Source organism: Paenibacillus sp. FSL W7-1088 (genome assembly GCF_037969855.1).
Classification (GTDB): Bacteria; Bacillota; Bacilli; order Paenibacillales; family Paenibacillaceae; genus Paenibacillus.
Window position 1 is genome coordinate 6,910,021 of the sequence record NZ_CP150216.1, and the last position, 18,555, is coordinate 6,928,575.

The 18,555-nt window shown below is 48.4% G+C and carries 16 protein-coding genes; 5 read left to right on the forward strand and 11 right to left on the reverse strand.

Translation table 11 applies throughout. The annotated features are described in order from the left end of the window. Nucleotides 1-7: 7 nt before the first annotated feature. Complete coding sequence (locus tag MKY42_RS31120) at nt 8-979, reverse strand: aminoglycoside phosphotransferase family protein (protein WP_339847293.1); 972 nt, start codon at nt 977-979, stop codon at nt 8-10. Between the two features lie 233 nt (nt 980-1,212). On the opposite strand from MKY42_RS31120, the gene MKY42_RS31125 reads away from it, so the two are divergent. Together MKY42_RS31125 and MKY42_RS31130 are read left to right on the forward strand one after the other, a co-directional pair. Then, nucleotides 1,213-1,824: a TetR/AcrR family transcriptional regulator gene (locus MKY42_RS31125; RefSeq protein ID WP_090903163.1), complete on the forward strand. Its 612-nt coding sequence runs from the start codon at nt 1,213-1,215 to the stop codon at nt 1,822-1,824. Between the two features lie 207 nt (nt 1,825-2,031). Continuing rightward, nucleotides 2,032-2,613, forward strand: a complete 582-nt coding sequence (locus tag MKY42_RS31130; protein ID WP_090903161.1) for an NAD(P)H-dependent oxidoreductase — start codon at nt 2,032-2,034, stop codon at nt 2,611-2,613. A 442-nt stretch (nt 2,614-3,055) separates the two neighbouring features. Here the strand turns inward: MKY42_RS31130 and nikE are convergent, their stop codons facing one another. From nikE to MKY42_RS31175, 9 genes are all read right to left on the reverse strand, one after another. Continuing rightward, nucleotides 3,056-3,856, reverse strand: coding sequence for a nickel import ATP-binding protein NikE (gene nikE / locus MKY42_RS31135; protein WP_339847298.1), 801 nt, complete (start codon nt 3,854-3,856; stop codon nt 3,056-3,058). A gap of 159 nt (nt 3,857-4,015) precedes the next feature. Continuing rightward, nucleotides 4,016-4,822, reverse strand: coding sequence for an ABC transporter ATP-binding protein (locus tag MKY42_RS31140; RefSeq protein ID WP_090903157.1), 807 nt, complete (start codon nt 4,820-4,822; stop codon nt 4,016-4,018). Between the two features lie 40 nt (nt 4,823-4,862). Continuing rightward, on the reverse strand, nt 4,863-5,693 hold the full coding sequence (nikC, locus tag MKY42_RS31145; protein ID WP_090903155.1) for a nickel ABC transporter permease subunit NikC: 831 nt from the start codon (nt 5,691-5,693) through the stop codon (nt 4,863-4,865). Beyond that, complete coding sequence (gene nikB / locus MKY42_RS31150) at nt 5,690-6,634, reverse strand: nickel ABC transporter permease subunit NikB (protein ID WP_090903153.1); 945 nt, start codon at nt 6,632-6,634, stop codon at nt 5,690-5,692. The genes nikC and nikB overlap by 4 nt, the downstream gene beginning before the upstream one ends. A 79-nt stretch (nt 6,635-6,713) precedes the next feature. Next, a complete protein-coding gene (gene nikA / locus MKY42_RS31155) occupies nt 6,714-8,348 on the reverse strand; it encodes a nickel ABC transporter substrate-binding protein (RefSeq protein ID WP_179262517.1) in 1,635 nt (544 codons plus the stop codon). Between the two features lie 357 nt (nt 8,349-8,705). After that, nucleotides 8,706-9,743 (reverse strand): glycoside hydrolase family 130 protein, encoded by a 1,038-nt coding sequence (locus MKY42_RS31160; RefSeq protein ID WP_339847304.1) that lies wholly within the window; start codon nt 9,741-9,743, stop codon nt 8,706-8,708. A gap of 24 nt (nt 9,744-9,767) precedes the next feature. After that, nucleotides 9,768-10,601, reverse strand: a complete 834-nt coding sequence (locus MKY42_RS31165) for a carbohydrate ABC transporter permease (protein WP_310854145.1) — start codon at nt 10,599-10,601, stop codon at nt 9,768-9,770. Nucleotides 10,602-10,603: 2 nt separating this feature from the next. Next, nucleotides 10,604-11,491, reverse strand: a complete 888-nt coding sequence (locus tag MKY42_RS31170; RefSeq protein WP_062323195.1) for a sugar ABC transporter permease — start codon at nt 11,489-11,491, stop codon at nt 10,604-10,606. Nucleotides 11,492-11,737: 246 nt separating this feature from the next. Continuing rightward, a complete protein-coding gene (locus tag MKY42_RS31175) occupies nt 11,738-13,051 on the reverse strand; it encodes an extracellular solute-binding protein (protein WP_339847313.1) in 1,314 nt (437 codons plus the stop codon). Between the two features lie 223 nt (nt 13,052-13,274). Here MKY42_RS31175 and MKY42_RS31180 point away from each other — a divergent pair, with 223 nt between their 5' ends. The 3 genes from MKY42_RS31180 (at nt 13,275) to MKY42_RS31190 (ending at nt 16,860) form a co-directional block, all read left to right on the forward strand. After that, nucleotides 13,275-14,456: an AGE family epimerase/isomerase gene (locus tag MKY42_RS31180; protein WP_339847316.1), complete on the forward strand. Its 1,182-nt coding sequence runs from the start codon at nt 13,275-13,277 to the stop codon at nt 14,454-14,456. A gap of 2 nt (nt 14,457-14,458) precedes the next feature. Beyond that, complete coding sequence (locus MKY42_RS31185) at nt 14,459-15,643, forward strand: glycosidase (protein WP_339847319.1); 1,185 nt, start codon at nt 14,459-14,461, stop codon at nt 15,641-15,643. A 203-nt stretch (nt 15,644-15,846) separates the two neighbouring features. Next, nucleotides 15,847-16,860, forward strand: a complete 1,014-nt coding sequence (locus MKY42_RS31190; RefSeq protein WP_090903140.1) for a LacI family DNA-binding transcriptional regulator — start codon at nt 15,847-15,849, stop codon at nt 16,858-16,860. A 153-nt stretch (nt 16,861-17,013) separates the two neighbouring features. Here MKY42_RS31190 and MKY42_RS31195 read toward each other — a convergent pair whose 3' ends face one another. Further along, nucleotides 17,014-18,441: a hypothetical protein gene (locus MKY42_RS31195; protein ID WP_339847324.1), complete on the reverse strand. Its 1,428-nt coding sequence runs from the start codon at nt 18,439-18,441 to the stop codon at nt 17,014-17,016. Nucleotides 18,442-18,555 lie beyond the last annotated feature (114 nt).

Consider the following 18,555-nt stretch of genomic DNA (forward strand, 5'->3'; position numbering starts at 1 on the left):
CTCATTTCTATTCCCTACAACACTGCTTCATGCACTGTTCCAGCGTCTTTGCCGTCTCGTGCCACTGGTTCCGCAGCTGTTCCTCAGGCCATACACAGTCTACACTTCTCAGATCTCCATCAATCAGACGCAGCATCCAGAGCGAGAATACAATGGCATATGCACAGTACCACCTTTTAAAAGAAACCCGGTCAACCTGAACGCTATGCCGCTCCAGCCCGTCCAGATAAACATCGATCATCCGCTCCCGCAGCTCAGACGTAACGGTTCTCGGGAACAGTGGATGTGATAGATCCACCAGATGATACACGTCCCAGAGAGCCGTATTCAGATGCGCATGCTCCCAATCGATAATTACCAGCCTGCCATTCACATTCGCCATGTTGCCGGGATGGAGATCTCCGTGACACAAAACACGAGGTAACTCCTCCTCTGCCGTATGGATTAGCGCGGCGATGTTGTGCCAATCCGATGGTGACAGCGTGATCTCCAGCTTGGACAACAAATCAGCAGTGGATTCCTTCTGCTCAAGCAGATCATCCAGCATGTCTCGGATTGGCGGTTTCTGACCCACCCGGGGCAGTTCACCCCAATCTGTAACAGATAACGTGTGCCACTCCGCCATATGTACAGCAGCAGCCAGCATCGTCTCTTCCCGCGAATCATGCACCAGTTCACCCAGATCCTCATAGATGATCCAGCTCTGTTCCGCGTCAATTTCGCAGTCTGATGCAGCAATTAATTCTGGATATATGGGCGGCAGTACAGACAGCACATGCCTGGACATCCATTGTTCACGTCCATATTGTGCGGGATTGGTCAGTGGTTTGAAAATATAACTTTCCCCGGTATGAACAGTGAAACGCTCCACATATTTACCATTCATTCCTTTGTAGAGCCGTTCCCTGCTTGTTATATATTGTTCATTCAACGTCCCTGCGGGAGTCACCCAGCGATGCGCCTGCACGTCTTCATTCACGCCATTCACCTTCCATTTCGTTCCCCAGGCTTGGAGCTGGTTCTATTCATGCTTGCCTTTGCAGACCTACATCTGCCCATGCTCCGCGCCCGTCTATCCGTTATTATTTCTATCCATCATACGTTGCCGTTCACAAGCCTGCAAGCTTTGAGCGACAGCACTTTTCGTAGCATTAAATAAGAGATTTCAAAATGGCAGTTGCAATTTAGTTAGTAATCACTTACTATACAATCATGAAGAACAAACCTCATGTAGACAGCAAAAAGAAAGACATCCTACAAGCGGCGATGCGCTTGTTTGCAACCAAAGGCGTTGACGGCATTTCCGTCAAAGAGATCGGTGACGCCGCCGGAGTAACGGATGCGGCGATCTACAAACATTTTAAAAACAAAGATGCTGTTGCCCTTGAGGCCTTCACCCAATATTGCGCGGACTATACCGCCTTGATTGACGGGTATGTTCGCCAGGAAGGTCCGGTGCTGGAACGCTTCCGGCAACTGATTACCGAAGTTCTCCACCTGCATGATGAAGATCCCTATGGACTGCTGCTGATTTCACAAAATCATGAGATTTTCATTGAAGCTGGAAGCAGTGAGGATTACCGCCAACCGCTGGATGCGTTGATTGATCTCATCGATCAGGGAATTATGCGAGGTGAACTGCCCGCTCAGGATTCACGGCTCACGGCCGTTCTGGTCATTGGTGCCATTACGCGCATGGCTGTCTCCAGTATGCAAGGTGAACTGCCAGAGCTGCTTGTTCCATACACTGGAGAGACCGTTCACCGACTCGCATCGATGTTGGGACAGGGGGCAACTAATATGGGGCAGAAGCGGGCCGAATAGCTTTGCGAAGGTTGTTCCGGTCTGTCAGGGATCAAGAGATGCATCTAATCGCCCAGTGCTCCAGTGTAAAATCATTCGTTTAAAATAGAAGCTCCGGCTTCAACTAACGTTCAGGAGGTTCCTGAACGATGGCCAGGTCATTCGTGACCTTTTCTTTTTGCACATGAGGTTAGTGTTCATTAACTAAAATAGTCAGGACGTGTCATCATGATGAAGAAAATATTAATTATTCAAGGCAACCCCGTCTCCCCCAGTTACAATGGCGCAATCGCCGAAGCCTATCGTAAAGGTGCTGTGCAGGCAGGTGCCGAGGTTCGCATGATCACCCTGAACGAACTGGAGTTCAACATGAATTTAGAGGGCGGCTATCGTAATAAACTGCCGCTCGAACCGGACTTACTGGAAGCCCAAGAGGCGATTAAATGGGCAGAGCATCTCGTATGGGTGTTTCCGATTTGGTGGGGAGGACCACCAGCTTTGTTCAAAGGATTCATCGACCGCATCTTCATGCCAGGCTATGCCTTCAAGTATCACAAAGGTAAACTTTTCCCGGATCAACTGCTCAAAGGTCGCACCGCACGCATGATCACCACCATGGATGGTCCGAACTGGTACTACAAATGGTTCCAGGGTGAACCTGCACACAAAATGATGAAGATCTCCACCTTTGCTCTAACAGGCATCAAACCTGTGCGTATAACACCTGTAGATCTGGTCGGCAAACAGTCCGAGGAACAGAGAAAGAAATGGTTGGAGAAGATCGAGCAGCTTGGGCGGAAGATGGGTTAAAAACTTTCTGCAAGAAAGCTACATCCGAAGCATATGTTTATCTCCAGATTTTCACCTTTGTAAAGTAAATCAAAAATTTGGGGATAACCGCAATCGAAAGGTATATTTAATCCGTCGTGGCGAGTGTATTCTTAGTTTTCCAACTTATATATGAAAGCAGAATATTGCCTATTCTAGATACAAAAAAGGGATGTCCTCACGTCATGTTCAAGACGGGACACCCCTTTTAGCATTCATGCTGCTCTGACCAACCGTACACACGCTATTAGCCCTCACTCGGTTCGTTAGCGACTTCCACTTAGAGAGAAAAAGCCGCACGGCAGGTCAGCGTAATACGCCAATCCCCCGCCTCTGGAAAGTCGAATTCGCATCAGTAATGCAATGGAGCAACCATGGTAAGCAACCCCAATGAACAGCCATCTACAACAATACAAATAACGCATTACCCAAACGAAATACGACCCGACGGATGCTCAGGCAAAATAGCTGTAACCAACTGCTGCACAGCCGGATGATCCGACTGCAGCACCGAATCACCTGCATCTCCGCTATAAACCAGCTTGCCCTGATCCATTACGGCAATGCGATCACAGATCGTCATGGCGGCCCGAATATCATGCGTGATAAAGAGGTACGACAACCCATACGATGCTCTGAGCTCTGCCAGCAAAGATAGAATTTGTGTCTGGTGCACCATATCCAGGCTGCTGATTGATTCGTCCAGTACGATTAACTTCGGCTTGAGCGCGATAGCTCGTGCGATGTTGACTCGCTGTAATTGCCCACCGCTGAACTGGTGTGGAAGCTTAATCCCATCCTCAGATGTAAGTCCAACCTGTTCAAGCAGTTGTCCAACCACACGCAGTTGTTCTTTTGCCGACAATTGCTCGTAATTATCCAGCGGCTCACCGATGATCTGCGCGGCAGTCATAAGCGGATTCACAGCCGAATAACAGTCCTGGAACACGACTTGCAGATCACGTCGTAATCCCTTAAGTACGGGTTTGCTGGCCCGGTATATATCCTGACCTTGAAATAAAACCTGACCCTTGCTGGGCTTTTCCAAACCAAGAATGATTTTGCCCAAGGTGCTTTTACCTGCCCCACTTGTACCCAGCAGCCCCAGACAAACACCCTTTTCAATCGTAAGCGAAATGTCTGACAGCACAGGAGGACGCGCTCCCGAACGATCCATCCAGTTGCGTTTGCCATAGCTATGGCTTACTTCACGTACCTGAAGCATCAGGTCATCCTCCTCTCTCGTACTTGGCAGAATCAATCTCCGAAGAAGGCGAAATTACACATTACCCTGTCCATTCCAACCTACGCCTACCACTCAAAATACAATTCATACCCGCTCCATATAAACACTCACTGAACAATTCAATTCATTTGTGATTCGCTATCGTCCTAAAGGCAAACTGGGCCTGGCATTTAACAACATCCGTGTATACTCATGCTGCGGGTCATCGAACAGTTGGTACACATCCGCCTGCTCCACAATTCGACCCTTCTGGATAACCGCGACTTCATCCGCCATTTGCGAGATCACACCCAGATCGTGAGAGATGAGCAAGATGGATGTGCCGTATTCCGTACGTAGCCGATCCAATTCCTGAAGCACCTTCAACTGATTCACGACATCCAGTGCCGTCGTTGGTTCGTCAGCAATTACCAAGGCGGGTCGCAGGCACATCGATATGGCAATCATCACCCGCTGTAACATACCACCACTCAGTTGGAAGGGATATCGCTTCATCAGCTTGGCTGGCTCGGGCAGGTTCATGTCTGCCAAGGCAGTAATAGCCCGCTCTCGGGCCGCTGCTTTCGACATCCCCGTGTGCGTACGCAAGGTTTCAATGAATTGAGATCCGATCGTATATACGGGTGTAAAAGCATTCATCGGATTCTGCATAATAAATCCGATATCCTTGCCCCGGATGCGCCGCATTTCCTCACCTGACAACGAGCCAAGCTCCTGTCCATTTAGACGGATGCTGCCCGACACTTCCATCCTGCGCGGATCAAGCAGATGGAGCAGCGCGTTACACGTAACGGTCTTACCGCTACCACTCTCGCCGACCAGACCGAAGACACGGCCTTTTTCCAATTCGAAATCAAGGGGCTCCAGTAACGGGACTAAACCCTCCGCTGTTCTAAGATTCACTTGCAGACCACGAACTTCGAGCACCTTCGCTGCATCATCCATCGTTACGTTCACCCCTTATATGCCTTCGGTTCCGAACCAACTACCTTTTTGCAATGCCATAACGCTCGGATAACGCTTCTCCCAAGATGTTGAACGTAATGACGACCAGCAGAATCAATGCACCCGGGTAGATCATCAACTCCGGATGACTGCGAATATAACCTGTTCCTTCATGAATCATGGCGCCCCATTCTGCATTCGGGGGTTGAATACCGAGTCCCAGGAAGGACAGTGCAGATATATCCATAATCGCCCAACCCATCTCCAGCGTACCCATCACAACGATCGGACGCTGCACGTTGGGGATGATATGTCTGCGGATAATTGTCCACGAAGAGGAACCGCTAATTCGCGCCGCTGCGATGAAGTTCCGCTCCTTCAGACTAACGACCATATTCCGGCAGATGCGTGCATAATACACCCACTGCACCATCATGAGGGCTAGAAGCACCTGCATTAGACCTGGACCAAAGATCCCCACAATGCCCAGAACCAGCACCAGATTCGGAAACGCCATAATGCCTTCACACAAGCGCATCAGCAGACTGTCCACCCAGCCACCAAGGTAACCGGAGATTGAGCCTACAATGACACCTATAAGCAAAGAAGACAGAAAGATCAGGGTCGCAAAACCGAGCGATACCCGCGCTCCATACATCAGCCTGGTGAGATTGTCGCGTCCCAGATGATCTGTTCCCAGCCAATGCTCAAGCGATGGACTCGCCAGCTTCTGTAACAGATTCACCTTCACAGGGTCATGAGGAGCAATCCATGGGGCTAATAACGCCATCACGAAAAAAAGCAATATGATCACCGAGCATATCTGGATGGCTCTCTGTCCTTTAAATACCGCACGCCATTTATTTATCAATGTTCGGCCCGTCCTTTCGCTGAAATCCGTGGGTCCATCACAAACTGCACCAGATCAACGAGCAGATTGCAACCGATGAACAGGCATGCTGCCAGAAAGACATAACATTGTATTACGGGGATATCCCGGTTAAATATCGCATCGACAAAATAACGCCCAAACCCCGGCCAGGAAAATACCTGCTCCACAATAATGGTGCCCGTGAGCAGCTTGCCCATACTCATCCCCATCCCCGTAATGAGGGGCGATATGGCGATTTTCAGGACATGTTTCAGCATGATGACTCGTTCGCGAATCCCGCGTGTTCTCGCGTACTGTACATAGGTCTCCTGCAATTGCTCCAGTACACTGGAACGCAACAATCGGGTGTAGATCGCAATAAGAATCAAGGAGAGTGTAATCGTAGGCAGAACCAGATTCTCCCACGATCCACGCCCCTCCACAGGCAGCCAGTCCAATTTCACCGAGAAAAAGAAGATCAGCAGATAACCGAGCCAGAATTGCGGAATAGATGCTCCAAAATAGGAAATGGCCCGGCTGACCATGTCAATCCAGCTATTCTTGTACACTGCGGCCAGTATTCCCAAAGGGATGCTCACCAGAGCCGATAACAACATACTCCAGAAGGCCAGTTCAGCCGTAGCCGGAAGCCTTAATTTCACTTCATCCCATACGGGTTTGTTGGTGAGATAGGAGGTGCCGAAGTCGAGCTTGGCAATCTTCTGAAGCGTATGCGCATATTGGGTTAACAAGGGCTGATCCAGTCCGAATTCATGCCGCTTTTGCGCAAGCAGCTCCGGTGTTGGATAGATATGAGCTGCTGTCAGATAAGCCTCGGCCGGATCAACTGGTGAGATATGAATAAGCGCAAAGGTAACAAGTGTAGCGATAAAAACGATAGGAATGATCGCGATCATTCGTTTACCAATATAACCGATCACCAAACGTTCCTCCCCTTTATCAAGCTACATGACCTTACCAAGGCCTTACCACTTCCAAAATTAAAGTAATTGCTACTTCTTATTGATTGCCTAATTCAATGCCCACAAACGGATTTTCATCACGGTTCGCCGGGAAAATAAAGTTGGAGATTTTCTTCTGATATACAGCTGTTTTCTTAATATAAGAGATTGGTACGATCGCCGATTGCTCCTGAAGTGTTTTCAGGATAGAGCCATATAACTCCTGGCGTTTCGTCTCGTCTGTAGATGACAGTGCTGCATGCACCTGCTCGTCCAGTTCCTTTTTCATCGGCAGCGCACTCAGGGTCTCGGAAATCCCGAATCCAGGGCTCGCTACAACGTTAATGAAGGAATGTGGATCATACGGAGCACCATAGTTGTACCAGAAATACAGGTCGAAATCATTAGCTTTCAAACGTTTGATCTGTACCGTAAGTTCCAGTCCAGTGAGGTTTACTTTAACCCCCAGCTCGCTCCACTCAGCCTGAATGGTCTCAGCCATCGCTTTCTGAATCGGGTCCGTTTTGTCAAAAATCATCTCGAAATCAAGCTGCTGACCGTCTTTCTCACGAACCGTACCACCAGCCGGCAGCTTCCAGCCCGCTTCATCCAGTAAATCTTTGGATTTCTCCACATCATACGTGATCGGTTCCAGGTTTACATTAGTGTACGGGTAGTTTTTGGATAATACCGTATCGGCTGGTTCTTCCAAACCGGAAGTGACGCCTTCAACCATCGCTTGTTTGTTAAACCCTTGCTGGAGCGCCATCCGTACTCTGACATCGGATAACTTTGGATTGGATGAGTTCAGCAGCAGACTGCGTGTGCCCACCGGATCAGACAATTGGGTCACATATTCATCGTTGTCACGAAGCTGTTGGAATGCATCCAGACTGATCACACCTTCCCCGTAGATCAGGTCGAGATCGCCTTTTTCAAAAGCAAGGACACGGGTTTCACCGTCAGGAATGATTTTGACCGTAATCTGATCTACCTTTGGTGCTGTTCCCCAATAATTCGGGTTACGTTTGAAAACAGCATATTCGTCCTGCTTGTAATCAGCCAGCATCCACGGGCCTGTTCCAATCGGCTCTTTGATACCTTGGGAAGTATCTCCATCATCCGGGAATCCAGCTTCACCCAGGAAGCGGAAAGGACGAACCACCGACAAGTCCTGAAGAACAGGATAATATGGCTCTGTGAGTGTCAGTCGGAAAGTCTGGTCATCCACAACCTCCGTCTTGTCGAGCACGCCTACAATGCCCAGCCAGCTATGTGTGTCTTTATTTTTCATCACAGCATCAAAATTCTTTTTCACGATCTCAGCATTAAATGGCGTACCATCTGAAAATTTCACACCTTGGCGAAGCTTGAATGTATATACCTTGCCGTCATCGGAGATGGTCCATGATTCTGCCAGCGCAGGTTCCAGTTTTCCGTCCTTCTGGTAACTGATTAGCGGCTCATAGAGCATGGATTGGGCAAATAATTGCGAAGGATTGTACGTGTGCGGATTCATTGTACCGATATCACGTGGCCATGACATCGTAATCGACTTCGTAGACGTTTGATCCGAAGCAGCAGATGAGGATTCATCTCCACTTCCTGTATTGCTGCAGCCCACGATAACGAATAGCAACAAGAGCATCGTTGCCAGCGTGAGGGCCGAAGATTTGCGATGTTGTACAGACATGGATGTAGAACCCCTTTTCTCTATTTCATGATAATGATTATCATATTCATCCATTAAGAATAGGCAGGAGTCCTTCTTTTGTCAACAAAATTCGATATTGTATATGTGGTTTATTAAAACAGCCAAAAAACCCTTCCTGCAGGCGGGAGGACGGGCTTCTTGACCTGATTGAGATTCATATTCAGATATGTCTCCTGACTTGCGTTTAAACTTCTACTTAAATGCACTCATAGAACTGGCAAATCACCTGCTCAGCAGGTTTACCGTCAACTTTGTATCCGTCCCTGCAATGAACATCTCAAAATCTCCCCTTCCACACATCCAGTCAAATGTAAATTCCTTAATGCTCGATATGCATTACAGCTTGCCTTCCTCACGGTCTCCTGCAATGACTTCGTCGGTCTCAATGACGTAGTTCACGATCTCTTCGACAGTGGTATAAGCTACTCCAACGTATGTGTCGGCTGCACCATAATAGATGGCAATCCGTCCGGTCTCTGCATCATGCAATGTGGCGCACGGGAAGACGACATTGTCTACAAACCCTTGCTCCTCGTACCACTTTTCCGGTGTCAGTACAAAGTTGGAGGAACGATATTTTACTTTCGATGGCTCCTCCAGATCCAGAATGACCACACCCATGCTGTAGACAAAACCATTACAAGTCCCGGTTACGCCGTGGTAGAACATCAGCCAGCCTTCGGACGTTTCGATCGGTGCCGGACCGCCGCCAATTTTGACCGACTGCCACCAGCCCTGACCGCCTTTGCTCATGACATGACGGTGCTTGCCCCAGTACACGAGATCCGGACTTTCGCTCAGAAAAATATCCCCGAACGGCGTATGTCCACTGTCGCTTGGTCTGGACAACATCACATAGTTATCATTCATTTTGCGCGGGAACAACACGCCATTACGGTTAAACGGCAGCATCGGGTTTTCGAGACGGACAAACGTTTTGAAATCCTCGGTCTTGGCCAGACCCAGCGCAGCACCGTAGAAATCGGTACACCAGATGATGTAATACGTATCTTCCACTTTCACCAGACGTGGGTCGTATGCATAGTTCGGCATGAAGGGATCGCCCTTCTCATCCACAAAAGTAATACGTTCCTCTTCAATTTTCCACTCCAGACCATCCTCACTCGATCCCATGTGCAGGTGTGGGCGGCCATTGATCGTTTCTGCGCGGAATACTCCGATGAATTTCCCTTCATAAGGAATCACTGCACTGTTGAAAATACGGGCAACTCCTTTGATCGGGTTACGCGGCACAATCGGGTTGGCGGAGTGTCTCCATACTGGACCTTCCGTTCCCTCCGGTTTATCCTCCCAAGGCATATTCGGCAATGCCTCTCCAACAATGTGTACATTTTTCATATCGACAACTGTCATTGTTTCATTTCTCCTTTTGTTTTTTTATTTAACTGAGCCTTGTGCGAAGCCGTTGTAGATGTACTTCTGTAGCAGCAGGAAGATGATCATCGTTGGAATGATGGCGATCATGATGCCTGCGCTGATAACTTCCCACTGTGACCCGAATGGCCCCTTGAATTTGAAAAGAGCCGTGGATATGACCTGCAAGTCCGTCTTGGGCATGTACAGGAATGGTGTGTAAAAATCGTTGTAGATGTTGACGCCCTTCACGATAATGACCGTTACAATCGCCGGTTTCAGGAGGGGCAGAATGATTCTCCAATAGATCGTGAAGTAGGAAGCACCGTCCAGCATGGCGGATTCATCCAATGCATTCGAGATGGAACCCAGGAATTGCAGGAAGATATATACCGCGATGATATCTGTACCTAGGTACATCACAATGGCTGCCCAGCGAGTATTGAACAGGTCGAGCGCATTGATGATCTGAAATGTAGCGACCTGCGTTGTCACACTCGGGATGAGGGTAGCGAGCAGAAACGCGGCGACCATGATTTTCTTGCCTTTGAATTTGAACCGGTCCAGCACATACGCGATCATGGAACCCGTTAAAGTGGCACCCACGATGGAGATGATCAGGATGATAATCGTATTTTTAAAACCGACCAGCATGTTGCCGTCCACAAAAGCCTTGGTATAGTTCGCAAAGTTAAGCCAGTTGGCTGGTGGAGCCAGCGGACTGCTGGTCGCGTACTCTGCATTGGTTTTGAGTGATGCAAACAGCACCACAACGATGGGTACAAGCGCAATGAACGCTGCGAGAATGAGTGAAGCATATTTAAATATGCTCGCAAGAGTGTATTTGAATGATTGCACGTTCATTCCTCCCCTTTCATGGTGACACGCTGAACCAGCGTAACAAGAATGACAATAAACAGCAGCACAACAGCCATTGCCGATGCCAAGCCCAGCTTGCCGTACTTGAATGCCAAGTGAACGGTCTGAATCACAAAAGTCTCACTACCGTTGGAACCATCGGTCATAATATATGGAATATCGAACGCACTGATTGCGCCGCTAATCGCCAAAATCAGGTTGAGCTGCAGGATGCGTGTAATACTCGGCAGGATGATATGGCGGAACTGCTGCCAGCGATTGGCCCCGTCAATATCCGACGCTTCATAGACATCTTTTTGAATGGAAGAGATCGCACCCAGGAAGATGATGAAGTTAAAGCCCATGTATCTCCATACCGATGCGCCTGCGAGCGACACGTTAATTATGTTCGGATTCCCAAGCCAGAGCTGGGTGTATTGTCCAAGCCCTACGGCCTGCATGAGTGTATCGAGGGTACCATCTGGTTTGAAGAAAAAGAGGAAGATAAATCCGATGGCTACGCCATTCAGCAGATAGGGGAAGAACAATATGCCTTTGAAAAAGTTTTTGCCGCGGATTTTGAAGCTCAGAATCGTTGCAAAGTAGAGGGCCAAACCCATTTGTACGAATGTGGCTACAAAATAATACAAACTGACAATAAACACTTTAAAATACTCAGGGTCACTGAATATCCGCGTGTAGTTTTCAAATCCGACATAGTCAAACCTTTTGCTGTATCCGTTCCAATCGGTGAAGCTGTATTTGAACATGTTAATGACAGGCAAATAAGCAAACGTGAACAGCAGTGCCAGTGGAATGATCGAGAAGGCACAGATGATAAATATGCGTTGCGCTGAGTAGCCCCAATTCGAAATCTTCAAGTATTTCATACTCTCCACACCTCCAAGCGGTTCTGCCGCTTTTATATCGAAAGACTCCCGTCCAAATAACAAATGCCTGAGTAATCAACCACCGAAGGTGGCATTTCACATCTGATTTTCGCTGCATCCAGATGCAAAATGCCGTATGAAAAGGGAAAACCTCTCCCTTCAGCCAGGGCGTTCTGCCTGGCTTCATTTCAGCGATGGTCGGACATGGGTAGCGCCTTTACAGATCGATGTATACCCATAATCTGCTTATTTCGTCAGTTCTGTCCGCGCTTTAACCCATTTGTCATTCAGATCCTTCATAATGTCGTCATACGATTCACTGCGGTTACCGATGGCAGCTTCGATAATGCGTTTCTTGAAGTCAGGCTGCCAGAGGCCGATCTCGCCTTCGTTGTCGATTTTGTCAACCAGACCTTCCTGTCCTTCTTTGGCAGGAGTCAGCGTGGAGAATGTAACGTCTTTGTATTGATCCAAAATCGGCGGCAATTCCGCATTTTTGTCTGCGCTCATGCCCCCGCCTTGCTCAACCGCGTAATTCGATTTCGCCAGGAACCAATCAATCCAGGCTTTCGCAGCAGGTTTGTTCTCGCTGTTCACGTTCATGCCGATGTTATAGTCTGCTGCGAGCGGAACGACTACATCACTTGCATTCGTAGGGAATGGCAAGAATCCGATGTTGTCTGGTGTATCCGTCAAGCCTTGAATTTGGGTAATCGCCCATGATCCAAGTGCCATCGTTGCAATTTTCCCATTCGCCAGATCAGCCTTGGAGCTTTCCCAGTCGGTTGTAGTTGGATCTTTCTCAATCAGGCCATTCTTGGCTGCATCATAAAGCACTTTGTACAATTCATAGTGCGGCTTGCCAGCCACAAAGTTTTCATCCGTGTTCGGTTGGTCAATGTTTACGTAATCCACACTGCCTGCAACCGTCGGCAGATCAGCTTCCCATTGTGTCAAAGCCCAGCCGGATGCATAGTTGGTATACAGTGGAATGGCGGCTGTATAGTCTTTCACCAGTTGGAGTGCAGCCTGAAATTGCTCAGGTGTTTTGGGAACTTCCGCAATGCCAGCATCCTTGAACACCTGCTTGTTATAGATGATGCCGGAGAACGTGATAACGGTTGGAATACCATAGACTTGGCCGTCAACCATACGCTCTTCAATGGCTGTGTACTTATCTTTCAACTCATCGTACGTGCCCAACGGTTCGAAAAAGTCCGGAATGTCCGCAATCGGTACGCTGGTGGGGATCATCAGCACGTCACCATAATCTTTGGTACTCATACGAATCTTCACTTGTCCCTCATAATCGGCCAGTGCCTGGAAGTTTACTTTGACATCCGGGTATTCCTTATTGAACTCCGCAGCATAGTCTTTGAATACGGTATCCACAATATCGGTACGCTGTGTAAGGACGGTGATTTCTCCCTTGATATCCGCAGGATCTGTGCTAATTTCCTCTCCTGCCTGTGAGGAACCACCTCCAGAAGAGCATGCTGCGAGCAGAGAAGTGATGAGCAGCATGGTGAGCAGCAACATCCAACCTTTGTTTTTATTCAATTGATCCGACCCCTTTCTTAAGTTAATTTAAGTTATCGTTAAGGTTACAAAATGAATTTTATTATGGTAACGCTTACCTGTCAATTAAATTATTTATTACTTAACAACAAGTTTTTATCCCCGGACGCGTTGACAATGCTTTTTCCCGACACTAGTATTATAAAATAAAGTTAACGTTAACTTAATTAAACTTTATCCCTGCACTTTGAAGGAGCGCTCACTTATGACTCACATCAATGACATCAAAACTGAAATAAAAGAACACTGGGAAGGTCATATTCTGCCATTCTGGTCTGCCCTCAAAGATCATAACAACGGCGGATTCTATGGTTGGGTTGGCAATGACCTTCAGGTCGATCCACTCGCTCCCAAAGGCGGAATCGCCACGGCACGACAATTATGGTCCTTTGCAGCTGCCTACCGGGTAACCGGAAATGAAATCTGGCGTGATCACGCTGAACATGCTTACCGTTTCCTTGTGGATCATGTGATGGATACGGAATATGGCGGCATGTACTGGATGGTCCACGCCAATGGAGAACCAATGGACACAAGCAAACATGTGTATACGCAATCCTTCGGCGTCTACTCATTGAGTGAGTACTATCGTGCCACCGGGGATGCAGCTGCTTTGGAACTTGCGAAAACGCTTTTTGCTCTGATTGAGGATCGAGGGCTGAATGCCGAACTACCTGCATATAAGGAACAATTTGACCGCCTTTGGAAGGAACAACCCAATGAAATGCTGAGCGAAAATGGTGTGATTGCGGATTACACGATGAATACGCATATTCACGTGTTGGAGGCCTATACCACGCTCTACCGAGTGTGGCCAGATCCGCAGGTGAAGACGGCGCTGGAACGCCTGCTCGGCATCTTATATGAACGAGTGTATGACAAGGACACAAAGTTTCTCGGTGTATTTTTCAACAAGGATTGGCAATCCATCATCGATCTGCGCTCATTCGGGCATGACATTGAGGCCAGCTGGCTGATTGACGAAACGTTAAAAGTGCTGGGCTTGGACCAACACCCGGAGTATTCCGCGATGGTTACGGATATTGCCTATAACATTTCCAATGTGGCAGTACAGGACGATGGCTCCCTGATGAATGAACAAGAGGGCGATCATGTGGATGAGAAGCGAATATGGTGGGTTCAGGCCGAGGCAATGGTCGGATTTTATAATGCTTATGAGCGTACAGGTGACCCTTTGTTTTTGGAGAGAGTAGAACGCTTGTGGACCTATACGAAGGAACATATTGTCGATCACCGAGCTGGCGGGGAATGGTACTGGTCGGTAGACGGGGACAGCACGCCGGATCAAAGCGAAATCGCCGGACCTTGGAAATGCCCGTATCACAACAGCAGGTTTTGTATTGAACTAATGGAGAGGATGGGATAGTGATGATACACCCCAAATACAATGAATTGTTGGAGCAACAGGAGCAGCTGCTTACACGCCAAAATGAAATTGATCCTTCCTTCTACAACGGCGTATATGATCGGTACCGTTATCCGGTAATCACGCGCCATCATGTACCGCTGCACTGGAGATTTGATCTGGACGAAACGACGAATCCCCACTTCATGGAGCGTCTGGGCATTAACGCTACGCTTAATCCGGGCGCCATCTATTTCAATGGCAAATACGTGATGGTCATCCGTACCGAAGGATTAGACCGTAAATCCTTCTTCGCTCTAGCTGAAAGTGATAACGGCATCGACGGATTTCGCTTCACAGGCAAACCATTAGTGTGGGAAGATATCGATGCTGACGAAACCAACCAGTATGATATGCGATTGGTTCAGCATGAAGATGGCTGGATTTATGGCATCTACTGCTCGGAGCGCAAAGACCCGGGAGCTCCGGCATTTGATACATCCAGTGCCGTAGCCCAGGCTGGGCTTGTGCGGACACGTGATCTGGTCAGCTGGGAGCGTCTACCCAACATCAAGACCAACTCCCCTCAACAGCGAAATGTTGTACTGCACCCCGAATTTGTAAAGGGTAAATATGCCTTCTACACCCGTCCACAAGACGGATTCATCTCCACAGGCAGCGGTGGCGGGATTGCCTTTGGTCTGTGCGATGATATCCTGAATCCAGTGATTGAGGAAGAGACAATCATCGATGAACGGAAATACCATACTGTATACGAAGTGAAAAATGGCCAGGGCCCTGCTCCGCTCAAAACGGATCGCGGCTGGATTCACATTGCCCACGGGGTTCGCAATACGGCAGCGGGCCTTCGTTATGTGCTGTACACGTTCGCTACGGATCTGAATGATCCCGCACGCATCATCGCCAAGCCGGGTGGGCATTTCATTGCTCCTTATGACGACGAGCGTGTGGGCGATGTGTCCAATGTTATCTTTTGCAACGGTGCAGTGGTCAACGAACAGGGTGAGGTTTTCATTTATTATGCATCCAGCGATACGCGCTGTCATGTGGCGGCCACAACGCTTGATCAATTGATTGATTACACCTTCAATACCCCGGCCGATCCGTATCGTTCCCTAGATTGCGCCAGCCAGCGCAGTGACCTGATTGAGCGGAATGAGAAGCTTCTCCAAAAGCAATTGGTATAAACCGACGATCAGCGTTCAGGCGAAAAATGGAGCATGCTGAAAAATTAGCGCAGCGCTAACCAGAATTTCTTTATTCCATGTGGGTAACGATGTATACTAATATGGATTGTTGTTATGTTTGAAGGAAGCGTTAACCATAATGACAGCACATTGTACGTAAACCGGCTTGAAGGAGGCGACCAAAGCTGAAGAACAATATCACCATGCGGGATATCGCCGACAAGCTCGGAGTTAGCAGTGTGACGGTCTCGAAAGCATTAAACGACAAAGATGGCGTCAGTGGCGAATTGAAGGAAAAAATTAAATTGCTTGCCGTTCAGATGGGCTATCGGTATAACGCCGCGGCTCGTTCGATGAAGGAAGGCTTAACTCATAATATTGGTGTTATTATCCCGGAGCGGTTTACCGGACCTACACAATCGTTCTATGTACGTGTATTCCAGCGCATCACCAAACATCTGGAGGATCAGGGATACTACGGCATTCTGCATATTCTGAATGTGGAGGACGAAGAGGAATTAATCCTGCCAAAGCTCTATAGTGACAACAAAGTGGATGGTTTCATTGTGCTTGGACAAGTCAGCAAGGAATATATCGAGCTGGTCCAGTCGATGGAGGTACCTAAAATGTTTCTCGATTTCTACGATGAGCATTCTGATATCGACTCTGTCGTAACCGATAACTTTTACGCTGCCTATGAGCTGACAAACGTTCTGGTACAGCAGGGACACCGCCACATCGCTTATGTGGGGAATCTCTATTCGACAAGCAGCATTCAGGACCGGTTCCTCGGTTATTACAAATCATTGCTGGAGCATCGGTTGCCGATGAATCCGGATCTCGTGCTTAATGACCGCGATGAGCGAGGTACGTTTATTGAAATTGATCTGCCAGAGCAGCTGCCTACGGCTTTTGTATGCAACTGTGATCAGGTGGCCCATCTGCTTGTTCAAAAACTGACTTCACTGGGTATTCAGGTGCCTGCACAATGCTCTGTGGTTGGGTTCGATAATGATATCTATGCCACACTCTCCGAACCCAAATTAACGACGGTTGAGGTCGATGTGGAACAGATGGCGCGTACTGCGGTTCATTCCATGCTCAAAAAGATTGATAACCCGAGTCGCAGCTTCGGCCGCGTACACGTGAAGGGCAATATCATTTATCGTGATTCCGTGAGTGCTGCACCTGCACTTTCGGATGACGAATCTAACTAAAAAGGAACGAAGACTCTCCGTTCCACAAAAAGAGTGCTCCCGGCCATTACGGCTGCAGGAGCACTCTTTGCTTATGAAAAAACGATAACGTGGCTTAAAATCCTTGTAGGCACAGCCATTCGTTTCAACACCCGGATCCTGTTGCTGCCTAGCCTAGTAGCTCGTCTTCAGCCAGTTGTCTTTGGACCAGGATAATTTGCCTGCACCTGCTCCGCTTGAACCGGTGAGGCGTGCATTCAGCGTCGCTGTATCATCGGTAGTGTAGCTGTAAGGAAGTGTCGAGAATCCGTTCCAGGAGAAAGCTTTCACTGCGGCCGGAACCGGGCTGAGCGGACTGCCGGATGCATCACTGTTTCCACGGAATGAGCTTCCATCCAGAGAATACATCGTGTCATTCACCTGAATTTTACCTGTATACGTTGCATCGGCCGGATCGGTCTGGTTATTGCGGACCGGGAACAGTACGTCCTTGATCACGGATTTTTCGACCAGCACTGCACCATCTTCAGTGGAAATCGCTCCGTTGCCGATGATATCAAAATGATACCCTTTGGACGAAATCGCCGCTGCCATCGCAGAAGTGATTCTGGATTTGGCTGCACGCGCCCCTGTCGCATCCATCACAATATTGTAGGCATGCGCATTGCCTCCGCGCAGACGCGGCATGCGATCCTGGATATCTTTGTACAAGTTATGGTGCAGGGTTATGGACAGATTGGCATTGGCCGATTCGAAGCTGGTCGAACCTACCAGATGACCTTTTTTCTGAGGAGATGAAATGGCAATGATATCGGCTTTGCTGAGCCCAACCGCGCTGCTGCGCAGGTAGTTGTACATTGGATAGGAAGCCTTGTTCGCTTCCAACTCGTTAACCTGCTGGGTAACCCAGCTGTTTGAGCTGCCGTCATCGCCCTTGAAGGTAGACCAGGAGATGGTCACGCCGCTTGTTCCTTTTTTCGAATCAACGAGTCCGTCATAGGCTTTGTTAAATGTACAGTGATCAATCCACACACCGCTGCTCTCCTCCAGAGTGATGTAATCCCAGTCGTTCTTATCATAATCACCCTTGGTGGATTCATCCCACTCCCAGAGCTCATCAAATTCGAGGTTACGGATAATGACGTTGGAGCTTCGTTTCACGCTAATGGCAGCATGTTTGATTTTGGAACCGTTAGCGGAGAAAATAGTGAGTCCATTAAAACCGTCAATTGTAATCTTGCTTACGCCAGTCTGTTTCAATACAGGATGCGTTAAGGCATCATTGTGTTTGGCAAAAGGTGATGTCTGCGCGGCACTCGGAATTTCGTTCCACCCTAGATTCAAATCATTCATAATCTCCACCACTTTGACGCCGGAGTTCTTCTTCAACGCCAGTGCCAGGTCAGTCGCATTGTATACCTTCTTATACGTGGACGTGTTCGACTCACTGATGATGCCACCGCCCGTGTTACCTTGGGAGAATCCCGTGAGATTGTAATCTGCATTCCCTGCTGCCTGCACACTTGCAGGACCCGACATTAGTGTGATCCCCAACGTTACAGCCACGGCTGCACTGCACCAGCTTCTTAATTTTGTTTTCATCCCATTCATTCCTTCCATTTCATAATTGATAAGGCTCGTCCCTCGCTGCCATACCGTGTCATGAAGGACATGTCCTCACTGTATATTTTGAAAGCGATTACAACAATAATCTTA

Excerpts from the sequence above, each read along its gene's own strand:
- nikA (WP_179262517.1), bottom strand. The coding sequence starts at position 8,348 with ATGTCTGTACAACATCGCAAATCTTCGGCCCTCACGCTGGCAACGATG.
- MKY42_RS31170 (WP_062323195.1), bottom strand. The coding sequence starts at position 11,491 with ATGAAATACTTGAAGATTTCGAATTGGGGCTACTCAGCGCAACGCATA.
- MKY42_RS31190 (WP_090903140.1), top strand. The coding sequence starts at position 15,847 with ATGCGGGATATCGCCGACAAGCTCGGAGTTAGCAGTGTGACGGTCTCG.
- MKY42_RS31185 (WP_339847319.1), top strand. The coding sequence starts at position 14,459 with ATGATACACCCCAAATACAATGAATTGTTGGAGCAACAGGAGCAGCTG.
- MKY42_RS31125 (WP_090903163.1), top strand. The coding sequence starts at position 1,213 with ATGAAGAACAAACCTCATGTAGACAGCAAAAAGAAAGACATCCTACAA.
- MKY42_RS31195 (WP_339847324.1), bottom strand. The coding sequence starts at position 18,441 with ATGAAAACAAAATTAAGAAGCTGGTGCAGTGCAGCCGTGGCTGTAACG.
- MKY42_RS31140 (WP_090903157.1), bottom strand. The coding sequence starts at position 4,822 with ATGGATGATGCAGCGAAGGTGCTCGAAGTTCGTGGTCTGCAAGTGAAT.
- MKY42_RS31180 (WP_339847316.1), top strand. The coding sequence starts at position 13,275 with ATGACTCACATCAATGACATCAAAACTGAAATAAAAGAACACTGGGAA.
- nikE (WP_339847298.1), bottom strand. The coding sequence starts at position 3,856 with ATGCTTCAGGTACGTGAAGTAAGCCATAGCTATGGCAAACGCAACTGG.
- MKY42_RS31160 (WP_339847304.1), bottom strand. The coding sequence starts at position 9,743 with ATGACAGTTGTCGATATGAAAAATGTACACATTGTTGGAGAGGCATTG.
- MKY42_RS31130 (WP_090903161.1), top strand. The coding sequence starts at position 2,032 with ATGATGAAGAAAATATTAATTATTCAAGGCAACCCCGTCTCCCCCAGT.